Genomic DNA, 16,256 nt, shown 5'->3' with positions numbered 1-16,256 from the left:
CTGGGGCCATGGAACCCAATAAGAATCCGCGCGAAACCCCGGTGGCACCGGTCGTGACCCTGCGCCCGCTTGAGCGCAGCGACCTGCATTTCGTCCACGTCCTGAACAATAACCGCAGCGTAATGGGCTACTGGTTCGAGGAGCCGTACGAGTCGTTCGTCGAGCTGGAAGAGCTCTACCGCAAGCACATCCATGACCAGTCCGAGCGGCGCTTCATCGCCGAGCACCAGTTCACCACCGGACACGATTCCAGCGGGCAGGCAATCGAGGCCCCGGCGCACGAGCGCGTAGGCCTGGTCGAGCTGGTGGAGATCGACCACCTGCACCGCCGCGCCGAGTTCCTGATCATGATCACCCCGGAGCATCAGGGCCGTGGCTTCGCCAAGGCCGCCACCCGCAGCGCCATCAACTACGCGTTCCGGGTGCTCAACCTGTACAAGCTGTACTTGCTGGTGGACGTCGACAACGCCGCGGCGATCCGGGTCTACGAAGGCGCAGGCTTCAAACGCGAGGGCGTGCTGGTGGATGAATTTTTCAGCGATGGCCGCTACCGCAGCGTGATCCGGATGTGCATGTTCCAGCACGAGGTGCTGGGCAGCGAAGTTACCCGACGCGACGGTTGAGGTCGTGGCTACGGGGTGACGGCAGGCGCTTGCCGGGTTGGCAGCAGCACGTTGCACAGGTCGATATGCCCGGCCGATACCTTGTACCAGTCGCCACCGCGGTTGCGGCGCGCTTCGGTGACCGCATCGAAGGTCGGGCTGTCGGTCCGCAGCAACTGCGGCGTGCTGCGTGCATCTGCGGGGACCTCGCTGGCCAACTGGATCTTGTTGATCGCGGTACGCCTGTCACGGTCCTCGTAGACACCCATGGGCTCCGGTCCGCGCGGGATCACCGATAGCAGTTCCATGCCGTCGATCACACGCCCGACCAGGGTGATGTTGCGATCAAGCTGGCGCGGCGACTGGCCGGTGACCACGTACAGTTCGGCGCCGGTGCTGGAGTCGGCCGCCATCGCCCGCCCGGCACCGAGTGCGCCGTAGCAATGCGCCATCCATGCGGTCTTGCCCTCGGGGTCACGCGCCGCAGGGAAGCCCGCGACAAACCCCACTTGCGGCGCCCAGCCGTCAACGTCGGGCAGGACACGGAAGTCCAAACCCACCGACGAACGCTCGAACTCGGCCGGCAACTGTGTCTTGGCGGTGCCTAGCGACTTGGCGTTGGCCGCGTCCGCATCGGGATCGCCAAACTGGACCACGAAGTTGTCCTGCGAACGGTAGATGCTGAGCCCGTCCCAGAAGCCTTCCTTCGCCAGCGTGGTGATGTTGCCGACGTGTTGCGGAGCGAACTGCGGCGCCAATTCGATCACCACCCGCCCACCAGCGACCTGCATGTACAGGGTGTTGGCCGGGTCAGGTGTGCGCCAGTGCTCCGCCGGCGAGGCGTCGAGGATGTCCTGGACCGATGGCGGTGTTGCCTGGCGCGCCGCCTCGGTGGTTTCCGGCTCCTGCGCGGTTGCTGCGAACGTACAAGTGAGAAACAAGGCGGTCGCTAGCAGGCGTGGTTTGGGCACGGTAGGGCTCTCGGGGTCGGTGATACTCGGTGATGCCGATTCTGGCTGAATCCCCGAGCGTCCGCCACCGACCGGCACGGGTGGGAAGAACGTGCGCCTCAGTCCGCATACCTGGCGATGAAGTCGCGTACCTGCGGGTAGACCTGCCCACGCCAGCGGCGACCGCTGAAGATGCCGTAGTGACCAGCGCCCTCAATGGTGGCGTGGTCCCGGTCGCGTTCGTTGATCCCGGTGCACAGTGCGTGCGCGGCGCGGGTCTGGCCCTGGCCGGAGATGTCATCCAGCTCGCCCTCGATGGTCAGCAGCGCGGTGTCCTTGATCGCCCCCGGGTCGACCCGCTCGCCCGCCACATCCCACAAGCCGCGTGGCAGCAGGTGTTGCTGGAACACCACCTGGACCGTGTCCAGGTAATACTGGGCCGGCATGTCGAGCACCGCGTTGTACTCATCGTAGAAGCGGCGGTGTGACTGGGCAGCGTCCAGGTCGCCGTTGAGCAGGTCCTGGTAGAAGTCCCAATAGGATTGCGCATGGCGCTCCGGATTCATCGCCATGAATCCACTGTGCTGCAGGAAGCCCGGGTAGACCTTGCGACCGTGGCCGGGATAGTTCCGCGGGACCTCGTGGATCAGGTTGTCCTGGAACCACGACAGCGGCTTGTGGACCGCCAGGTCGTTGACCTGGGTCGGACTCTCGCGCGGGTCGATCGGCCCGCCCATCATCACCATCGAGCGCGGGGTGGCTTCGCCGCGCGCCGCCATCAGCGAGATCGCCGCCAGTACCGGCACGGTCGGCTGGCACACGCTGATCACATGCAGGTTGTCGGCACCGATGGTGCGGATGAACTCCTCGATGTAGGCAACGTAGTCGTCCAGCCCGAACGTGCCCTCACCGGCATCCACCATGCGTGCGTCGGTCCAGTCGGTGATGTAGACCTTGTGGTCGCGCAGCAGGGTGGTGACGGTATCGCGCAACAGGGTGCTGTGATGGCCCGACAGCGGTGCGACCACCAGCACCGGCGGTTGCCCCTTCAACTCGCGGATGTTGTCCGCATCGTCGGCGTAGCGCTTGAACCGCAGCAGCCGGCAGAACGGCTTGTGCAGCATTTCGCGCTCGATCACCGGGTAGGCGGTGCCGTCGATATCGACGGAATGGATGCCGAACTCGGGCTTCTCGTAGTCCTTGCCCATGCGGTACAGCAGCTCGCAGCCCGCCGCGAGCTGGCTGGCGCCGGGCAAGGACCCCGCGAAGTTGCTGGGAGTACTGAGCATTTTCGCGCTGGCATCGGCCCAATAGGTCATGGGAGCCATCCACGCGCGACCCCATTCGTGCATCTGGTAAAGCGGCATGTGAAGCCTTCGTTGGTAATGTTGCGCTGCAGCGTAGCGGATCGAGCGTGCGAAAACGTGAACCGGGGGACGCAGGTCACCTTCTTCAGGCCGGCAACTCCAGTGCGGCGGCGTCAGCGCATCGCTCCGGGCTTAGCCAAAGGTGGGAGCCCAGGGCCTGCAGACCGATACGTGCGAAGCGTTTTCTATAGAAACTGGCCGGTCGTGCCTTGAAGCCATCGGTGTCACCGTCGATCCCGTCGCTGCGGGTGAAGGTTTCCAGGAAGGCGATGCCGCCGCAAAGGTCGGCCAATGCCGGCAGGCCACGGTCCAGTTCACGACTTGGCAGGTAGTGCAGTACGTCGCTGCACACCAGCAGGTCGACCGGCGCGCAGGGGCGCAGGTGCTCGAAGTCGGCGAAACGTGCGTAGTGCAGGTTGCGCCGCGGACCAAACCGGGTGATGGCGTACTGGCTGCTGTCAAAGCCCAGGTACTGCAGGTTCGGCCGCAACTTCAACAACGGCGCGCGCCAGCCGCCTTCACCGCAGCCGATATCGAGCACGCTGCGGATCGGGCGTTCCAGGTGGTATTCAGCGGTAGCTACCGCCATGGCGACCTTGCGTGAGAGCCTTGCGGGCCCGCTGATCGCCTTGTCGCCCGAGGTGCGGTTGCGGTACCACTGGTCGAAATAGGCTTGGTCGTACTGCTTGGTCATGGGCTTTGCTGCGGCAGTGGAGAGTCAGGATGAAAGCGACGCGGTCGCATGGCCAGGTCGGCACTGCGTCGTGTCATCCTAGCCGACGACATGCCAAACACGCGCCCAACCCACCGAGGATCTCGACTGCATGAATGCCTATCTCTGGACGAAGACGTTCCACCTTGTATTCGTGATCGCCTGGATGGCAGCGGTGTTCTACCTGCCGCGGATCCTGGTCAACATCGCCGAGGCAGGTGATGAGCCGTCGGTGCGTTCCCGGCTGACCCTGATGGGCAAGCGGCTGTATCGCTTTGGCCACCTGATGTTCGGGCTGGCGGTGATCCTGGGTTTGGCGCTGTGGATGCATTTCGGGATCAGCGGCGCCTGGCTGCACGCCAAACTGCTGCTGGTGGTGGTGCTGCTGGGTTACTACATCGTCAGCGGTCGTTGGCTGAAGGGTGTGGATGCCGGCCGTCAGTTGCCCTCGTCCAGGGCATTGCGCTGGTTCAATGAAGTCCCGGTAGTGCTGTTGATCATGATCGTCTGGCTGGTGCTGGCCAAGCCGTTCTAGCCAGCACCCGTCATTACGCGCCTCAGTCTGCGGTGAGGGCGTCCGCCACCGGCAACTCCACCGGCACGCCGTCGGCGTTGCAGTTGCCGGCATCGCACACGGCCTGGCGCAGATGCGGGGTGGACTGCAGCAGGAAGTGGAAGATGGTGTTCTGCTCCACGCTGCCACGCACCGCCGTGCTGCCGGGGCCGCTTGCCCAGATGCCGACGTCGTCGCCGCCATGGGATTCGGAGCTGGTGGGGACCAGTGCTTCCTGCATGTAGTCGGGTGCGGCGGTGTCGACGTCGGTCAGGTCCGGCCGGCCGATCGCGGCAGAATAATCCTTCGGGCCGTGCGGGAAGGTCTTGGGGCCGGCGGCCTGGCGGTCGCTGGCGCCGGTATAGCCGGGTCCGTTGGCATAGCTGAGCGTGGTGTAGGGCATGCCGCGGGCGTCTTGCGCCAGCTCCAGCTCACCGTCCTTGTCGGCTTCGCGGACCTTGCCGAGGATCGGGTTGCCGCGCGCCGGGTAGCCGACAAAGCTGAGGGTATGGGCGTGATCGGCGGTGACCATGATGAGGGTGTCATCGGTCGACGTCAGCAGGGCCGCCTCCTCGACCGCCTGGCTCATGGCAATGGTGTCGGTCAGCGCCCGGTAGGCATTGCCGTCATGGTGGGCATGGTCGATCCGGCCTGCCTCGACCAGCAACACGTAGCCGTTGGGATTGCCGGCCAGGCGACTGATCGCGGCGCGGGTCATTTCCGCCAGGCTCGGCTCACCAGCGGCGTCATCGGGGCGGTCGTTTTCGTATTGCATGTGGCTTGGCTCGAACAGTCCCAGCAGTGGTGCACCGGCAGGCGCGGCCGCAAACTGCGCCGCGTTCCACACGTAGGCGCCGTCAGGATGGCGCTGCTGCCAGGTGGCGATCAGGTCATGACCGTCCTCGCGTCGGCCGGACTTGTCGGGGTATTCGGGGTCCACCTGGTCCGTACGCATGAAATTGGTGCGGCCGCCGCCCATCAGCACGTCCAGGCCATTGCCGTACGGCGACTCGATCATCTGGCGAGCGATATCGATGCAGCCGGCAGCCTTCGCCTCGTCCGACATCGCGGCATCACTCTCCCAGTTGCGGCTGGCCGAATGGCTGGCCGTCGCTGCCGGGGTTGCATGGGTGGTTCGGGCGGTGGTGACCACACCGGTAGCCATGCCGCTGGCGGCTGCCAACTCCCACAGGGTGGCCATCGGTGCCGCCAGCCCGCCTGCGCAGTCGCCGAATTTGGCGGATTGGCCAATGCTGATCACCCCGGCGCGGGTCTTTACCCCGGTGGCCATCGCACTCATGGTGCCTGCCGAGTCGGGGGTTTGCTGGTCGGTGTTGTAGGTCTTGCTCAACGCCGTGGCGGGGAAATGCTCCCAGCTCAGCCGGTTGCGTTCGCCCGGCGTGCCTTTGAGCTGGCCTTCGAGAATGCGCGCGGCGGCCACCGTTGGCAGGCTCATCCCGTCGCCGACAAACAGGATCACGTTCTTTGCCTGGCCTTCCATCGCGCCGCGCTCGGCGGCCTGGGCTGCGCCATCAAGGAACCACCAGGCGGCCGTCTCGCCCTGCGGGTGCTCGATCGACGGCACGCTGACCTGGTGGATGGCGTCGGCGACAGAAGTGCGCGTGGGTGAGGTCGTCGCGCAGGCGGCGACGAGCAGGGTAGGAGCCAGGACGAGGCAGGCACTGCGCAGTGTGGACATCGGTAGGACCCTTGATCGGAATGCTCCGATTATGCCGGGTAACCATTGCACCGATGCGACCTACGCTCGCGAGTATCGCCACGAGACCATGGCGCCGTCCTGGTAGGGCATCACGCCGTGGAACGCGAGTGGGTTGCCGTCGAAGATCAGCGGCAGGAACTCGCGGTCGCCTTCCCACATTGGAAGTTCGTGCAGGCGTTCAACCGGCACCCACTCCAGGGATCCCTCGACGTTGCTGGTGAACGGCGTGCCGCTGAACCGGGTGATCAGGAACACGAAGCCGAACCAGTCCTCGCCATTGGGACCGAAACCGGGCCAGCTGATGGTCCCGCGCAGGCTGAGCTGGTCGCACTCGATGCCGGCCTCCTCGAAAATCTCCCGACGCATGCCGGCGACCACGTCCTCGTCGGCTTCAAGCTTGCCGCCCAGTCCGTTGTATTTGCCCAGGTGCTGGTCGTCGGCGCGCGCGTTGCGGTGGACCAGCAGCACTTCGCGGCCGTCGGGCGACAACACGTAGCCGAGGGTGGCAACGATGGGGCAATAGGGCATCAGTCGGCCGCCTTGCGTTGTTCGGCCCGGGTCGCGCCCGCCGCACGCCGGATCGCGGCCAGCGGACCGGCGTGATCCGCGTGGGCATGGCTATGCAGGAAGTTCGACATGTGGGAAGTGGCCGTTGGGCACGACAGTGTCGGCGATCGTGCCCGCCGCGGCCAGATCGCAGCGCACGAAACCGGTGTTTGATCGGATGTGCGCATAATCAGCAATGGAAAGCATGCAACAAGGGAGAGGTAGATGACGGCATTCGTTCACGACGGTTCCGCCGATGCCATCCGGTTCGACGCTACTCGCGGGTTGCCGGCATGAAGGGCCAGCAACGCGAGTTGACGATGCGCTTCCTCGCCGAGCCGGCCGACGTCAACTACGGCGGCAAGGTCCATGGCGGGGTGGTGATGAAGTGGATCGACCAGGCCGGCTATGCCGCGGCGGTCGGCTGGAGCGGTACCTACAGCGTGACCGTGGCGGTCGGCGGGATCCGCTTCGTGGCCCCGATCCGGATCAGCGACCTGGTCACGGTGCGCACCCAACTGGTCCATACCGGCACCAGCAGCATGCACTTCGCGGTCGAGGTCAGCGCGCGCGACCCGATGGGCGGCGAGCCACGCCTGTGCACCCATTGCGTGATCGTGTTCGTCGCGCTCGATGGCGTCGAGGGCAAGCCGTCCCGGGTGCCGGACTGGACGCCGGCCGGCGAGCATGACCGCAAGCTGGCCGAGTATGCGATGCAGGTGATGGAATTGAGCAAGGGGATCGAGCAGACGGTCGAACGCTACCGGTTGGCCGGGGAACCGTAGGAGCGCGCTCCGGATACGACAAGGCCGCCCGAGGGGCGGCCTTCGCTTGCGACCAGACGGCTGGACGAACTCAGATCCCGGCGACCCGGCGTGCCTGCAGGTACTTGCCGCTCCAGTAGCCGCTGTCGAGGTCGGACACCATCACGTCCTTGCCGGTGCTTGGCGCGTGTACGAAGCGACCTTCGCCGAGGTAGATGCCGACGTGGTCGACCCTGCCGCGACGGCCGAAAAACACCAGGTCGCCTTCGGCCAGCTCGGATTTATCGGTGACCGGCTCGCCAGCATTGGCTTGTTCGCGCGAGACTCGCGGCAGGTCGATACCCAACGCGTTCTGGAACACGTAACTGACCAGTCCGCTGCAGTCGAACCCCTTGTCGGGCGAGGTGCCGCCCCAACGGTACGGGGTGCCCAACAGGGTCAGTGTGCGTTGCAGGAGGGTTTTGGCCTCTCTGTCGAGCGGCGTGTAATCGGCAGCGGCGGCGGCGGTCTTGCCCGATGCCAGCATGCCGCTGATATCGCCGGCCAGGCTGAGTGCGCGATCAGGCAAGGTCATCGCGTCGGGCATCAACACCGGCATCTCGATGGATCCAGGCCCCGGCGCCGCTTCGGTGGCGAACGCGGGCATCATCGCAACGGACAACATGCAGCCCAGCAGGAAGCGATAGAGGGCGGATGCGCGGCGTGAAGAGGTGCAAGCGGTACGGCCTTGGCCGTGGTTCTGAATTGTCACGCGGTCATCACTTTGTGATCCAACGAGGGATGATGCACGTGAAAGCGGCGTGATGGGTTTAGATGTCGTTAAAGATTTGTGAATAAGAAGGAACGCAGTTCACGTTTTTACCGACCGATCAGCGAACCACCCGTTTTGCGCCGCTGTAATGGTCGCGCCAGTAGTAACCGTCCAGATGGTCCAGCCGCACCGTGCCGCCGTTGCTGGGTGCATGCACGAAACGACCGTTTCCCACGTAGATGCCGACGTGACTGACGTGACCGCCGCTGCCGAAAAAAACCAGGTCTCCGGCCGTCAGTTGTTTGGGCTTGATGCGTGGCCCCTGATAGGCGGCCAGCGCGCTGGAAGTGCGCGGCAGGTCGATCTGCAACATGTCCTGGTAGACATAGTTGACCAGCCCGCTGCAGTCGAAGCCCGACTGCGGAGTATTGCCGCCCCATTTATATGGCGTGCCCACCAGGCTGATCGCGCGCATCAATACCGCGTTGGAGGCCGCAGGATTGGCCGGGGCTACTACCGTCCAATCGTGCGAACTGGGCGGTGGCGCAGTGCTGCGAACGCTCTGTTCGCCCCCGCCGCAACTGGCCAGCAACACCCCGGCAAGCGACAGTAAAAGCAACCGTGTCCATTGCGCTGGCAGGCTTTGCGCTGGCGCAAGGGCGATGATCCCGGGATAATGCGCGGCTTTCGTCATCCTCATAGCTTCGCTGCTGGCGCGGATGGCGGCAACCATCCGCCGCGGCCAGGCATCTGGTGCCATCCGCGTTGCGATGCATCCCTACCGTCCCGCCCATCTGAGTCATGCCATGAAAATCGAGAAAGATCGCGTTGTCAGCTTCCACTATTCCGTCGCCGAGCAAGGCAAGGAATCCCTCGAGAGTTCGGAAGGGCGCGAGCCGCTGATGATCCTGGTCGGCCACGGCAATATCATTCCCGGCCTGGAGCAGGCGATGGAAGGCCACGAAGCCGGCGAGAAATTCACCGCCGACGTGGTCGCCGCACAGGCCTACGGCGAGGCCCAGCCCGGGTTGACCCAGCGGGTGCCGAAAAAGTATTTCAAGAACACCCGCCTGGCGCCGGGGATGCAGGTCGCGCTGCAGACCAAGTTCGGCCCGCGCCCGGTGACGGTGCAGAAGGTCGGCATGAGCGTGGTCGACGTCGACCTCAACCATCCCATGGCCGGCAAGGACCTGCGCTTCGATATCGAGATCGTCGATGTTCGCGAGGCCAGCGCCGAGGAAATCGACCACGGTCACGTCCACGGCGACGGCGGTCACCAGCACTGACCGCAGCATCGGTTGGCCGCCTGGCCCCGGAGTAGCGTCATGAGTTCCACCGTGTTGGCGCCAATGGCGCCGTCGGAACGGATCGACAGCCTGGACGTGTTGCGCGGGCTGGCGCTGCTCGGCATTGCGTTGATGAATGTCGAGTATTTCACTGCGCCGCTGGTGGGGATGGAACAAGGCATCGGTCCCGGGCAACGCGGGTTGGACTGGCTGGCGGATGCGTTTGTCTACGTGTTCGTGCGTGGCAAGTTCTGGACCCTGTTCTCGCTGCTGTTCGGGATGGGGTTCGCGATCATGCTCGATCGTGCGCAGTCCGCAGGCCGCAGTTTCGCGCCGTTGTATCTGCGACGGACGTTCGGCCTGCTGTTGATCGGCCTGGCCCACGCGTGGTTGATCTGGGCCGGCGACATCCTGGTGTCGTACGCGGTGACTGCGGTGGCACTGCTGTTGTTCCGGCACACCGCGACCGGCGATCTGTGGAAGTGGGGTGCCGGCTTGTGGGCGGTACTGGTGGGAGTGATGCTGCTGGGCGGGGCGGCGATGATGCTCGACGGTGACGTCGCCTCGGGCCCGGATGCCGTCCAGGGCGCGGTAGCGGTGGAAGCCCTGCGCGACGCCGAGGTTGCCGCGTACTCCGCCGGCAGTTACGCCGAGGCAATCGCGGTGCGATGGCGTTATTTCGCCCATGTGCTGGGCCTCAACGTATTCCTGATCCCGCTGGTATTGGGCATGTTCCTGCTGGGCGCCTGGTTGGTGCGCAGTGGCGCGATCGGGCGGCCGCAGGCCCATCGCCGGTTATGGGTGTCGTTGGCCTGGTTCGGTGGCCTGGCCGGCCTGGCGCTCACCGCGGCCAGTCTCGCAATCGATAGTGACCCTGGCGGCACCCGGCCCAGTGGCGAGCAGGTCGTGGCGATGACGTTGCACATGGCCGGTGCGCCGTTGATGTCGCTGGCGTATGTGGCGGTGGTGGTGTTGGCATTGCATCGCGCGACATGGTTGCGCGTGTTCGCGCCGGCTGGGCGGATGGCGTTGACCCAGTACCTGGCGCAATCGGTCATCGGCACCCTGGTGTTCTATGGCTACGGACTGGGGCTGTGGGGCGAGGTTTCGCGGGCGTGGCAAGTGCTTGGCGTGTTGCTTGTATTCGGCGTGCAGCTGCTGGCCAGCAACTGGTGGCTGGGGCGGTTCCGCTACGGTCCGCTGGAATGGCTGTGGCGAGCCTTCAGCTATTGGCAGTGGCCACCGATGCGGCGTTCGATAGGCGTTCAATAGATCCCGCGGCGGTCTCCGGTGACGGATTGACCGCGTAAACTGGCGTCATGGAGCATCACGAAGACGTGGTCGTGGTCGGTGCCGGAGTGATCGGCCTGGCCTCGGCGCTGGCCCTGCTGGAGGCGGGACGCGGCGTGCGCGTGATCGAAGCCGGGCAGATCGGTAGCGGCAGCTCGCACGGCAACTGCGGCACCATCACTCCCAGCCATGCGCCACCGCTTGCCGCGCCGGGAATGGTGCGCACGGCGTTGGCGATGATGCTGCGTCCCGATGCCCCGCTGTACATCCGTCCGCGCGTGGATACGGCGCTGTGGCGCTGGCTGTGGCGCTTCGCCGGGCGTTGCAACCGGGACGACTGGGAAGCCAGCGCACGGTCCAAGTCCTCGTTGTTGAACGACTCCCGGGCGCGCCTGGTGCAGTGGGTGGAGGGCTACTCGATGGCCTGCGAGTTTTCCCAGTCCGGTGAGGACTATGTCTATCGAAACGCGCAGTCGTTCGAGGACGGCCAGAAGGAGCTGGGCTTTTTGCGGGAGCTGGGCGTGGCGGTGGAGGTATTTGCCGGCCCGGATTACCAGACCATGGAGCCGGCGGTGAAACCCGGTGTCGCCGGCGCGATCCGTTTCTCCGGCGACGCGGTGTTGCGGCCGGACCGTTACGTGGACGAGCTGGCGCGCGTGGTTCGCGAGCATGGCGGGGTAATCGACGAGCAATGTGCGTTGCTGTCCTTGGAAGAAGGTCGCGATGGCCTGACCGTCCACACCGGCCAGGGAATCGTGCATGCCAGGGAGGTAGTGATCGCTACCGGTGCCTGGTCACCGCGACTGGCGCAGGCGATTGGAACCGCGTGGCTGGGCGCGGCGATGCAACCGGGCAAGGGTTACTCGATCACCTACTCACCGCCGACACTGGTGCCCAGGCGGCCGTTGGTGCTGCGCGAGCGCTCGGTCTGCGTGACCACGTGGGAGAGTGGCTTCCGGCTCGGTAGCACGATGGAGTTCAGCGGCTTCGACGACAGCCTCAACCCGTCCCGTTTGGCGGCGCTGGAGCGCGGCGCTGGCGAATACCTGCGCGAGCCCGTTGGTGCCCAGGTGCGCGAGCGCTGGTGTGGCTGGCGGCCAATGAGCTGCGACGACATCCCGATCATCGGTCGCGCACCCGGCTATCGACGGCTGTGGCTGGCGACCGGCCACGGCATGATGGGGGTCAGCATGAGTGCCGGGACCGGGCAGCTGGTTGCCGATTTGATGACCGGGCGCGCGCCGGCCGTCGATCCCACGCCATTTGTACCCGACCGGTTCGTGTAGCGGGCCGATCGGGCTGACACTGGCCTGACATCCGCCGCGGCAAGATGGCGAGGCCATCCAGAAGGAGTGATCCATGCAACAAGACTTCGACCTGATCGTGATCGGTGGCGGCTCGGGTGGCCTGGCCGGCGCATTTCGCGCCGCCGAGCACGGTGCCAGCGTGGCATTGCTGGAGCCCGGCCCACTGGGCGGGACTTGTGTCAACGCCGGCTGCGTCCCCAAGAAGGCAATGTGGCTGGCGGCCGACGTCGCCCAGAAGCTGGTGACTGCCAAGGCGCTGGGCTTTGCAGTGAAGGACTGCGCGCTCGACTGGCCGACTTTCATTGCCCATCGCCAACGCTATATCGGCAATATCCACGAGAGCTACCGTACGCGACTGGACAAAGCCGGCATCGCCGCGTTGCCGGTTCGCGCCCGCTTGCGGGACGCGAACACCGTGCAATGCGAGGACGGCGTGGTCTTGCGGGCACGGCGGTTGCTCATCGCCACCGGTGGCCATGCCCGCAAGCCTGATATCCCCGGCGCCGAGCTGGGCGGCACGTCGGACGATTTTTTCCATTGGTGCGCGCCGCCGCCGCGGGTCGCGCTGATCGGCGGTGGTTATGTCGCGGTCGAACTGGCGGGTGTGTTGCAAGCGTTGGGCAGCAAGGTCGAGCTGTTTGTCCGTGGCTCGCGATTGATCCAGAGCTTTGACCAGGAGCTGTCCACGCAGTTGGCCGAGGATTACCGCCAGGCCGGCATCCACCTGCATTTCAACTGTGAGGTGACGGCGCTGGAAAAGACCGGTGAGGGCATCCGCGTCCGTGGTCAAGGCGCAAGCCACGAGGGCTTCGATCAAGTGCTGTTTGCCACCGGACGCCGGCCCAATACCGAGGCGCTGGGGCTGGATGCGGCCGGAGTCGCCATCGATGAGCGTGGCCACATCGTCGTGGACGAGCGTCATGCGAGCTCGGCGGCCAGCGTCTTCGCGGTCGGCGACGTCACCGCCAATCTCCCACTGACGCCGGTCGCAATCGCCGCCGCGCGGCGGCTGATGGATCGGCTGTATGCCGGGCGGGATGCGCCATTGGACCAGGACGATATCCCCACGGTGGTATTCACTCATCCACCGATTGGCAAGGTCGGGCTGACCGAAGAAAAAGCACGGGAGAAGTACGGCGACGAGGTTCATGTCGCCCGCGCCAGCTTCAGGCCGATGTTGCAGGCGCTGGTCGACGCGCCGCAGCGCAGCGTGTTCAAGCTGGTCTGCGTAGGCGACGAGCGTCGGGTGGTTGGCATTCACCTGCTGGGCGAGGCGGCCGACGAGATCCTGCAAGGCTTCGCGGTGGCGCTCAAACGCGGTCTCACGCTGGCTGATCTGAGCGACACCGTGGCCATCCATCCGACCAGCGCCGAAGAAGTCGTGCTGATGGGTTGAGCAAGACCCAATACACTACGGTCATGGATATTTTTGAACTCCACCGGGGCAGTGCGCCTTTGCTGGTGAGCCTGCCCCACGATGGCAGTGCGATCCCGGACTCGCTGGCCGCGGCGATGACACCGGAGGCCAGAAACGCCCCGGATACCGATTGGCATGTGTCGCGCCTGTACGCGTTTGCACGCGAGTTGGGTGCATCGGTATTGGTGCCCAGGTACTCCCGCTACGTGGTCGATCTCAACCGGCCGGCCGATGACACCTCATTGTATCCAGGGCAAAACACCACTGGCCTGTGCCCGACGACTCGCTTCAATGGCGAGCCGGTGTACCTGCCCGGTCAGGAGCCCACGGCCGTTGGGGTTGCTGCGCGGATCGAGCAGTACTGGCAGCCATACCATGCCGCGTTGGCTGGCGAACTCAAGCGGATCCGCGACGAGCATGGCCGTGCACTGCTGTGGGAGGGCCACTCGATCCGGGGCAGCGAATTGCCGTTCCTGTTCGAAGGACGACTCCCCGACCTCAACCTCGGCACCGCGACCGGCACCAGTTGCTCGCCGCTGCAGCAGGCGCAACTGGAAGCGGTGCTTGCCGGGCAGGATGAGTACGACTGGGTTGCCAACGGGCGCTTCAAGGGCGGTCACATCACCCGTCACTACGGCGACCCCGCTCGCGGGATCGACGCGGTGCAGTTGGAGATCAGCCAGCGCTGCTACATGGACGAGGAGTCGCGGGAGTACCAGGAAGGCAAGGCGACACGGTTGCAGCTCGTTTTACGCCGGCTCCTTGAGGCCGCCCTTGGTTGACGGGTGGTGTATTACGCCGTTGGCTAATACACCTAATACACCCTACGTTCCGATTGCTTCGGTTGCCGGGGAATCGTAGGGCGCAATAAGCAAAGCGCATTGCGCCGCACGCACGAGCCGAACGAACCAACCAATCCCGTCGGCCCGCGTTGCCGTCACACCTCGAGTGTCGCCAGGTCACCCTTGTCTTCAAGCCACGCCTTGCGGTCGCCGGCACGTTTGCGGGCCAGCAGCATGTCCATCAGCGCGTGGGTCGCCTGCGCATCATCGACGGTCAATTGCACCAATCGGCGGGTGTCGGGGTGGACGGTCGATTCGCGCAACTGCGACGGGTTCATTTCGCCCAGGCCCTTGAAGCGAGTGACGTGGACGGCGCCCGACGAGCCCTTCTTGCGTTGCGCTTTCTCGCGTTCGATCTTCTCCAGCAGGATCCGTTTTTCCTCCTCGTCCAAGGCGTAGAACACCTGCTTGCCGAGGTCGATCCGGAACAACGGCGGCATTGCCACGAACACGTGGCCGGCGGCTACCAGGGCGGGAAAGTGCTGCAGGAACAAGGCGCACAGCAGGGTCGCGATGTGCAGGCCGTCGGAGTCCGCGTCGGCCAGGATGATGACCTTGCCGTAACGCAGGCCGGTGATGTCGTCCTTGCCGGGGTCGCAGCCGATCGCGACCGCCAGGTCGTGGACTTCCTGCGAGGCCAGCACGCTGCCCGAGGCGACCTCCCAGGTGTTCAGGATCTTGCCGCGCAACGGCAGGATCGCCTGGAAATCCTTGTCGCGGGCCTGCCGGGCGCTGCCACCTGCCGAGTCGCCTTCGACCAGGAACAGCTCGGTGCGCGACAGGTCCTGGCTGATGCAATCGGCCAGCTTCCCGGGCAACGCCGGTCCCTGGGTGACCTTCTTGCGGGTGATCTGCTTTTCCGTTTTCAGTCGTGCGCTGGCACGCTCGATCGCCAGTTGGGCGATCTTCTCGCCCAGTTCGACGTTCTGGTTCAGCCACAGGGTGAAGGCGTCCTGCGCGGCGGCTTCCACGAAGCCGGCTGCCTGGCGCGAGCTCAGTCGTTCCTTGGTCTGGCCACTGAACTGCGGGTCCAGCAATTTGATGCTGAGCACGAAGGCGACCCGGTCCCAGACATCCTCCGGCGCCAGCTTGACGCCGCGGGGGAGCAGGCTGCGGATATCGCAGAACGCGCGCAATGCATCGGTGAACCCGCTGCGCAAGCCATTGACATGGGTGCCGTGCTGCGCGGTCGGGATCAGGTTGACGTAACTTTCCTGTACCAGCTCGCCGTCCGGTGCCCAGGCCACTGCCCAGTCCACGGTCTCGGTGTCCTTGCTGGAGCTGCCAAGGAACAATTCGGGCGGCAGCAGCTCGCGCTTGGGCTGGTCGGCGCTCAACTCGTCGAGCAGGTAGTCGCTCAGGCCGTCCCGGTAATGCCATTCGACGTTCTCGCCGCTGGCAATGTCATTCAGCCTTACCGTCAAGCCGGGGCACAGCACCGCCTTGGCCCGCAGCAGGTGCTTCAACGAGCGCAGGTTGAACTTGGACGTGTCGAAGTACTTCGGGTCGGGCCAGAAATGCAGCCGGGTGCCGGTGTTCTTCCTGCCGACACTGCCGACCACTTCCAGCGGTGAGGCGCGGTCGCCATCGGCGAAACTGATCCGGTACTCGTTGCCACCGCGCTTGATATACAGATCCAGCCGGGTCGACAACGCGTTGACCACGCTGACGCCGACACCGTGCAAGCCGCCGGAGAACGCATAGTTCTTGTGGTTGAATTTTCCGCCCGCGTGCAGCCGGGTCATGATCAACTCGACGCCGGGAATACCTTCCTCCGGGTGGATATCGACCGGCATCCCGCGCCCGTCATCGCTGATCTCGCAGCTGCCGTCGGCATGCATGACCACCTCGACGGTCTTCGCGTGACCGCCCAGCGCTTCGTCGACCGCATTGTCGATCACCTCCTGCGCCAAGTGGTTCGGGCGGGTGGTGTCGGTGTACATGCCCGGGCGACGTCGGACGGGGTCCAGGCCGGAAAGGACTTCGATATCAGCGGCGTTGTAACTGTTGTTCATCAAGTGGTCGATTGCGCGCAGCGGGCGGGAAAGAGAAATGGGTGAAAGCTCGCCAGAATGCGTGGCGCCACCCGTAATGGTCAAGGTGAGGGTGCACCGGGACATCCCGGTGGCGGTCAATTCCGGCGTGTTCA

The 16,256-nt window shown here is 65.2% G+C and carries 16 protein-coding genes; 8 read left to right on the top strand and 8 right to left on the bottom strand.

What is annotated here, in order from left to right:
- Window positions 1–8 precede the first annotated feature (8 nt).
- Window positions 9–623, top strand: a complete 615-nt coding sequence (speG, locus tag ACW5DN_RS07830) for a spermidine N1-acetyltransferase (RefSeq protein ID WP_456962149.1) — start codon at window positions 9–11, stop codon at window positions 621–623.
- 8 nt (window positions 624–631) lie between these two features.
- On the opposite strand, the gene ACW5DN_RS07825 is transcribed toward speG, so the two are convergent.
- The 3 genes from ACW5DN_RS07825 to ACW5DN_RS07815 form a co-directional block, all read right to left on the bottom strand.
- Entirely contained in the window at window positions 632–1,543 is a 912-nt protein-coding gene (locus tag ACW5DN_RS07825; protein WP_456962994.1) for a peptidylprolyl isomerase, read from the bottom strand.
- 128 nt (window positions 1,544–1,671) lie between these two features.
- Window positions 1,672–2,919 carry a polyhydroxyalkanoate depolymerase gene (locus tag ACW5DN_RS07820; RefSeq protein WP_456962148.1) on the bottom strand — a complete coding sequence of 416 codons (1,248 nt, stop codon included), beginning with the start codon at window positions 2,917–2,919 and terminating at the stop codon, window positions 1,672–1,674.
- 85 nt (window positions 2,920–3,004) lie between these two features.
- On the bottom strand, window positions 3,005–3,613 hold the full coding sequence (locus tag ACW5DN_RS07815) for a class I SAM-dependent DNA methyltransferase (protein ID WP_456962147.1): 609 nt from the start codon (window positions 3,611–3,613) through the stop codon (window positions 3,005–3,007).
- A gap of 130 nt (window positions 3,614–3,743) precedes the next feature.
- Between ACW5DN_RS07815 and ACW5DN_RS07810 the strand changes: the two genes are divergently transcribed.
- Window positions 3,744–4,166 (top strand): CopD family protein, encoded by a 423-nt coding sequence (locus ACW5DN_RS07810; protein WP_456962146.1) that lies wholly within the window; start codon window positions 3,744–3,746, stop codon window positions 4,164–4,166.
- A gap of 22 nt (window positions 4,167–4,188) precedes the next feature.
- Here ACW5DN_RS07810 and ACW5DN_RS07805 read toward each other — a convergent pair whose 3' ends face one another.
- Window positions 4,189–5,883, bottom strand: coding sequence for an alkaline phosphatase (locus ACW5DN_RS07805; protein ID WP_456962145.1), 1,695 nt, complete (start codon window positions 5,881–5,883; stop codon window positions 4,189–4,191).
- Window positions 5,884–5,943: 60 nt separating this feature from the next.
- Entirely contained in the window at window positions 5,944–6,432 is a 489-nt protein-coding gene (locus ACW5DN_RS07800) for an NUDIX hydrolase (protein ID WP_456962144.1), read from the bottom strand.
- Window positions 6,433–6,743: 311 nt separating this feature from the next.
- On the opposite strand from ACW5DN_RS07800, the gene ACW5DN_RS07795 reads away from it, so the two are divergent.
- Window positions 6,744–7,235, top strand: coding sequence for an acyl-CoA thioesterase (locus ACW5DN_RS07795; RefSeq protein ID WP_456962143.1), 492 nt, complete (start codon window positions 6,744–6,746; stop codon window positions 7,233–7,235).
- A 70-nt stretch (window positions 7,236–7,305) separates the two neighbouring features.
- Here the strand turns inward: ACW5DN_RS07795 and ACW5DN_RS07790 are convergent, their stop codons facing one another.
- Both ACW5DN_RS07790 and ACW5DN_RS07785 read right to left on the bottom strand, forming a co-directional pair.
- Entirely contained in the window at window positions 7,306–7,965 is a 660-nt protein-coding gene (locus ACW5DN_RS07790; RefSeq protein WP_456962142.1) for a C40 family peptidase, read from the bottom strand.
- Window positions 7,966–8,083: 118 nt separating this feature from the next.
- Window positions 8,084–8,665, bottom strand: a complete 582-nt coding sequence (locus tag ACW5DN_RS07785) for a C40 family peptidase (RefSeq protein ID WP_456962141.1) — start codon at window positions 8,663–8,665, stop codon at window positions 8,084–8,086.
- 106 nt (window positions 8,666–8,771) lie between these two features.
- Here ACW5DN_RS07785 and ACW5DN_RS07780 point away from each other — a divergent pair, with 106 nt between their 5' ends.
- From ACW5DN_RS07780 to hutG, 5 genes are all read left to right on the top strand, one after another.
- A complete protein-coding gene (locus ACW5DN_RS07780; protein WP_456962140.1) occupies window positions 8,772–9,251 on the top strand; it encodes an FKBP-type peptidyl-prolyl cis-trans isomerase in 480 nt (159 codons plus the stop codon).
- A gap of 39 nt (window positions 9,252–9,290) precedes the next feature.
- The gene (locus ACW5DN_RS07775; RefSeq protein WP_456962139.1) at window positions 9,291–10,523 is read left to right on the top strand and encodes a DUF418 domain-containing protein; all 1,233 of its coding nucleotides are present in this window, start codon (window positions 9,291–9,293) and stop codon (window positions 10,521–10,523) included.
- A 47-nt stretch (window positions 10,524–10,570) separates the two neighbouring features.
- Window positions 10,571–11,827, top strand: a complete 1,257-nt coding sequence (locus tag ACW5DN_RS07770; RefSeq protein ID WP_456962138.1) for an NAD(P)/FAD-dependent oxidoreductase — start codon at window positions 10,571–10,573, stop codon at window positions 11,825–11,827.
- A gap of 73 nt (window positions 11,828–11,900) precedes the next feature.
- A complete protein-coding gene (gorA, locus tag ACW5DN_RS07765) occupies window positions 11,901–13,244 on the top strand; it encodes a glutathione-disulfide reductase (protein ID WP_456962137.1) in 1,344 nt (447 codons plus the stop codon).
- 23 nt (window positions 13,245–13,267) lie between these two features.
- On the top strand, window positions 13,268–14,047 hold the full coding sequence (gene hutG / locus ACW5DN_RS07760) for an N-formylglutamate deformylase (protein ID WP_456962993.1): 780 nt from the start codon (window positions 13,268–13,270) through the stop codon (window positions 14,045–14,047).
- Window positions 14,048–14,202: 155 nt separating this feature from the next.
- Here hutG and parE read toward each other — a convergent pair whose 3' ends face one another.
- On the bottom strand, window positions 14,203–16,122 hold the full coding sequence (gene parE, locus ACW5DN_RS07755) for a DNA topoisomerase IV subunit B (RefSeq protein WP_456962136.1): 1,920 nt from the start codon (window positions 16,120–16,122) through the stop codon (window positions 14,203–14,205).
- Window positions 16,123–16,256: the final 134 nt, after the last annotated feature.

The organism is Lysobacter sp. A289 (assembly GCF_054072675.1).
This window is presented reverse-complemented; position numbering and strand designations above follow the sequence as displayed.

Bases quoted from the DNA above. Each gene is read 5' to 3' on its own strand.
- speG (WP_456962149.1), top strand. From the start codon at position 9: ATGGAACCCAATAAGAATCCGCGCGAAACCCCGGTGGCACCGGTCGTG.
- ACW5DN_RS07820 (WP_456962148.1), bottom strand. From the start codon at position 2,919: ATGCCGCTTTACCAGATGCACGAATGGGGTCGCGCGTGGATGGCTCCC.
- ACW5DN_RS07815 (WP_456962147.1), bottom strand. From the start codon at position 3,613: ATGACCAAGCAGTACGACCAAGCCTATTTCGACCAGTGGTACCGCAAC.
- ACW5DN_RS07810 (WP_456962146.1), top strand. From the start codon at position 3,744: ATGAATGCCTATCTCTGGACGAAGACGTTCCACCTTGTATTCGTGATC.
- ACW5DN_RS07805 (WP_456962145.1), bottom strand. From the start codon at position 5,883: ATGTCCACACTGCGCAGTGCCTGCCTCGTCCTGGCTCCTACCCTGCTC.
- ACW5DN_RS07800 (WP_456962144.1), bottom strand. From the start codon at position 6,432: ATGCCCTATTGCCCCATCGTTGCCACCCTCGGCTACGTGTTGTCGCCC.
- ACW5DN_RS07795 (WP_456962143.1), top strand. From the start codon at position 6,744: ATGAAGGGCCAGCAACGCGAGTTGACGATGCGCTTCCTCGCCGAGCCG.
- ACW5DN_RS07785 (WP_456962141.1), bottom strand. From the start codon at position 8,665: ATGAGGATGACGAAAGCCGCGCATTATCCCGGGATCATCGCCCTTGCG.
- ACW5DN_RS07780 (WP_456962140.1), top strand. From the start codon at position 8,772: ATGAAAATCGAGAAAGATCGCGTTGTCAGCTTCCACTATTCCGTCGCC.
- ACW5DN_RS07775 (WP_456962139.1), top strand. From the start codon at position 9,291: ATGAGTTCCACCGTGTTGGCGCCAATGGCGCCGTCGGAACGGATCGAC.
- ACW5DN_RS07770 (WP_456962138.1), top strand. From the start codon at position 10,571: ATGGAGCATCACGAAGACGTGGTCGTGGTCGGTGCCGGAGTGATCGGC.
- gorA (WP_456962137.1), top strand. From the start codon at position 11,901: ATGCAACAAGACTTCGACCTGATCGTGATCGGTGGCGGCTCGGGTGGC.
- hutG (WP_456962993.1), top strand. From the start codon at position 13,268: ATGGATATTTTTGAACTCCACCGGGGCAGTGCGCCTTTGCTGGTGAGC.
- parE (WP_456962136.1), bottom strand. From the start codon at position 16,122: ATGAACAACAGTTACAACGCCGCTGATATCGAAGTCCTTTCCGGCCTG.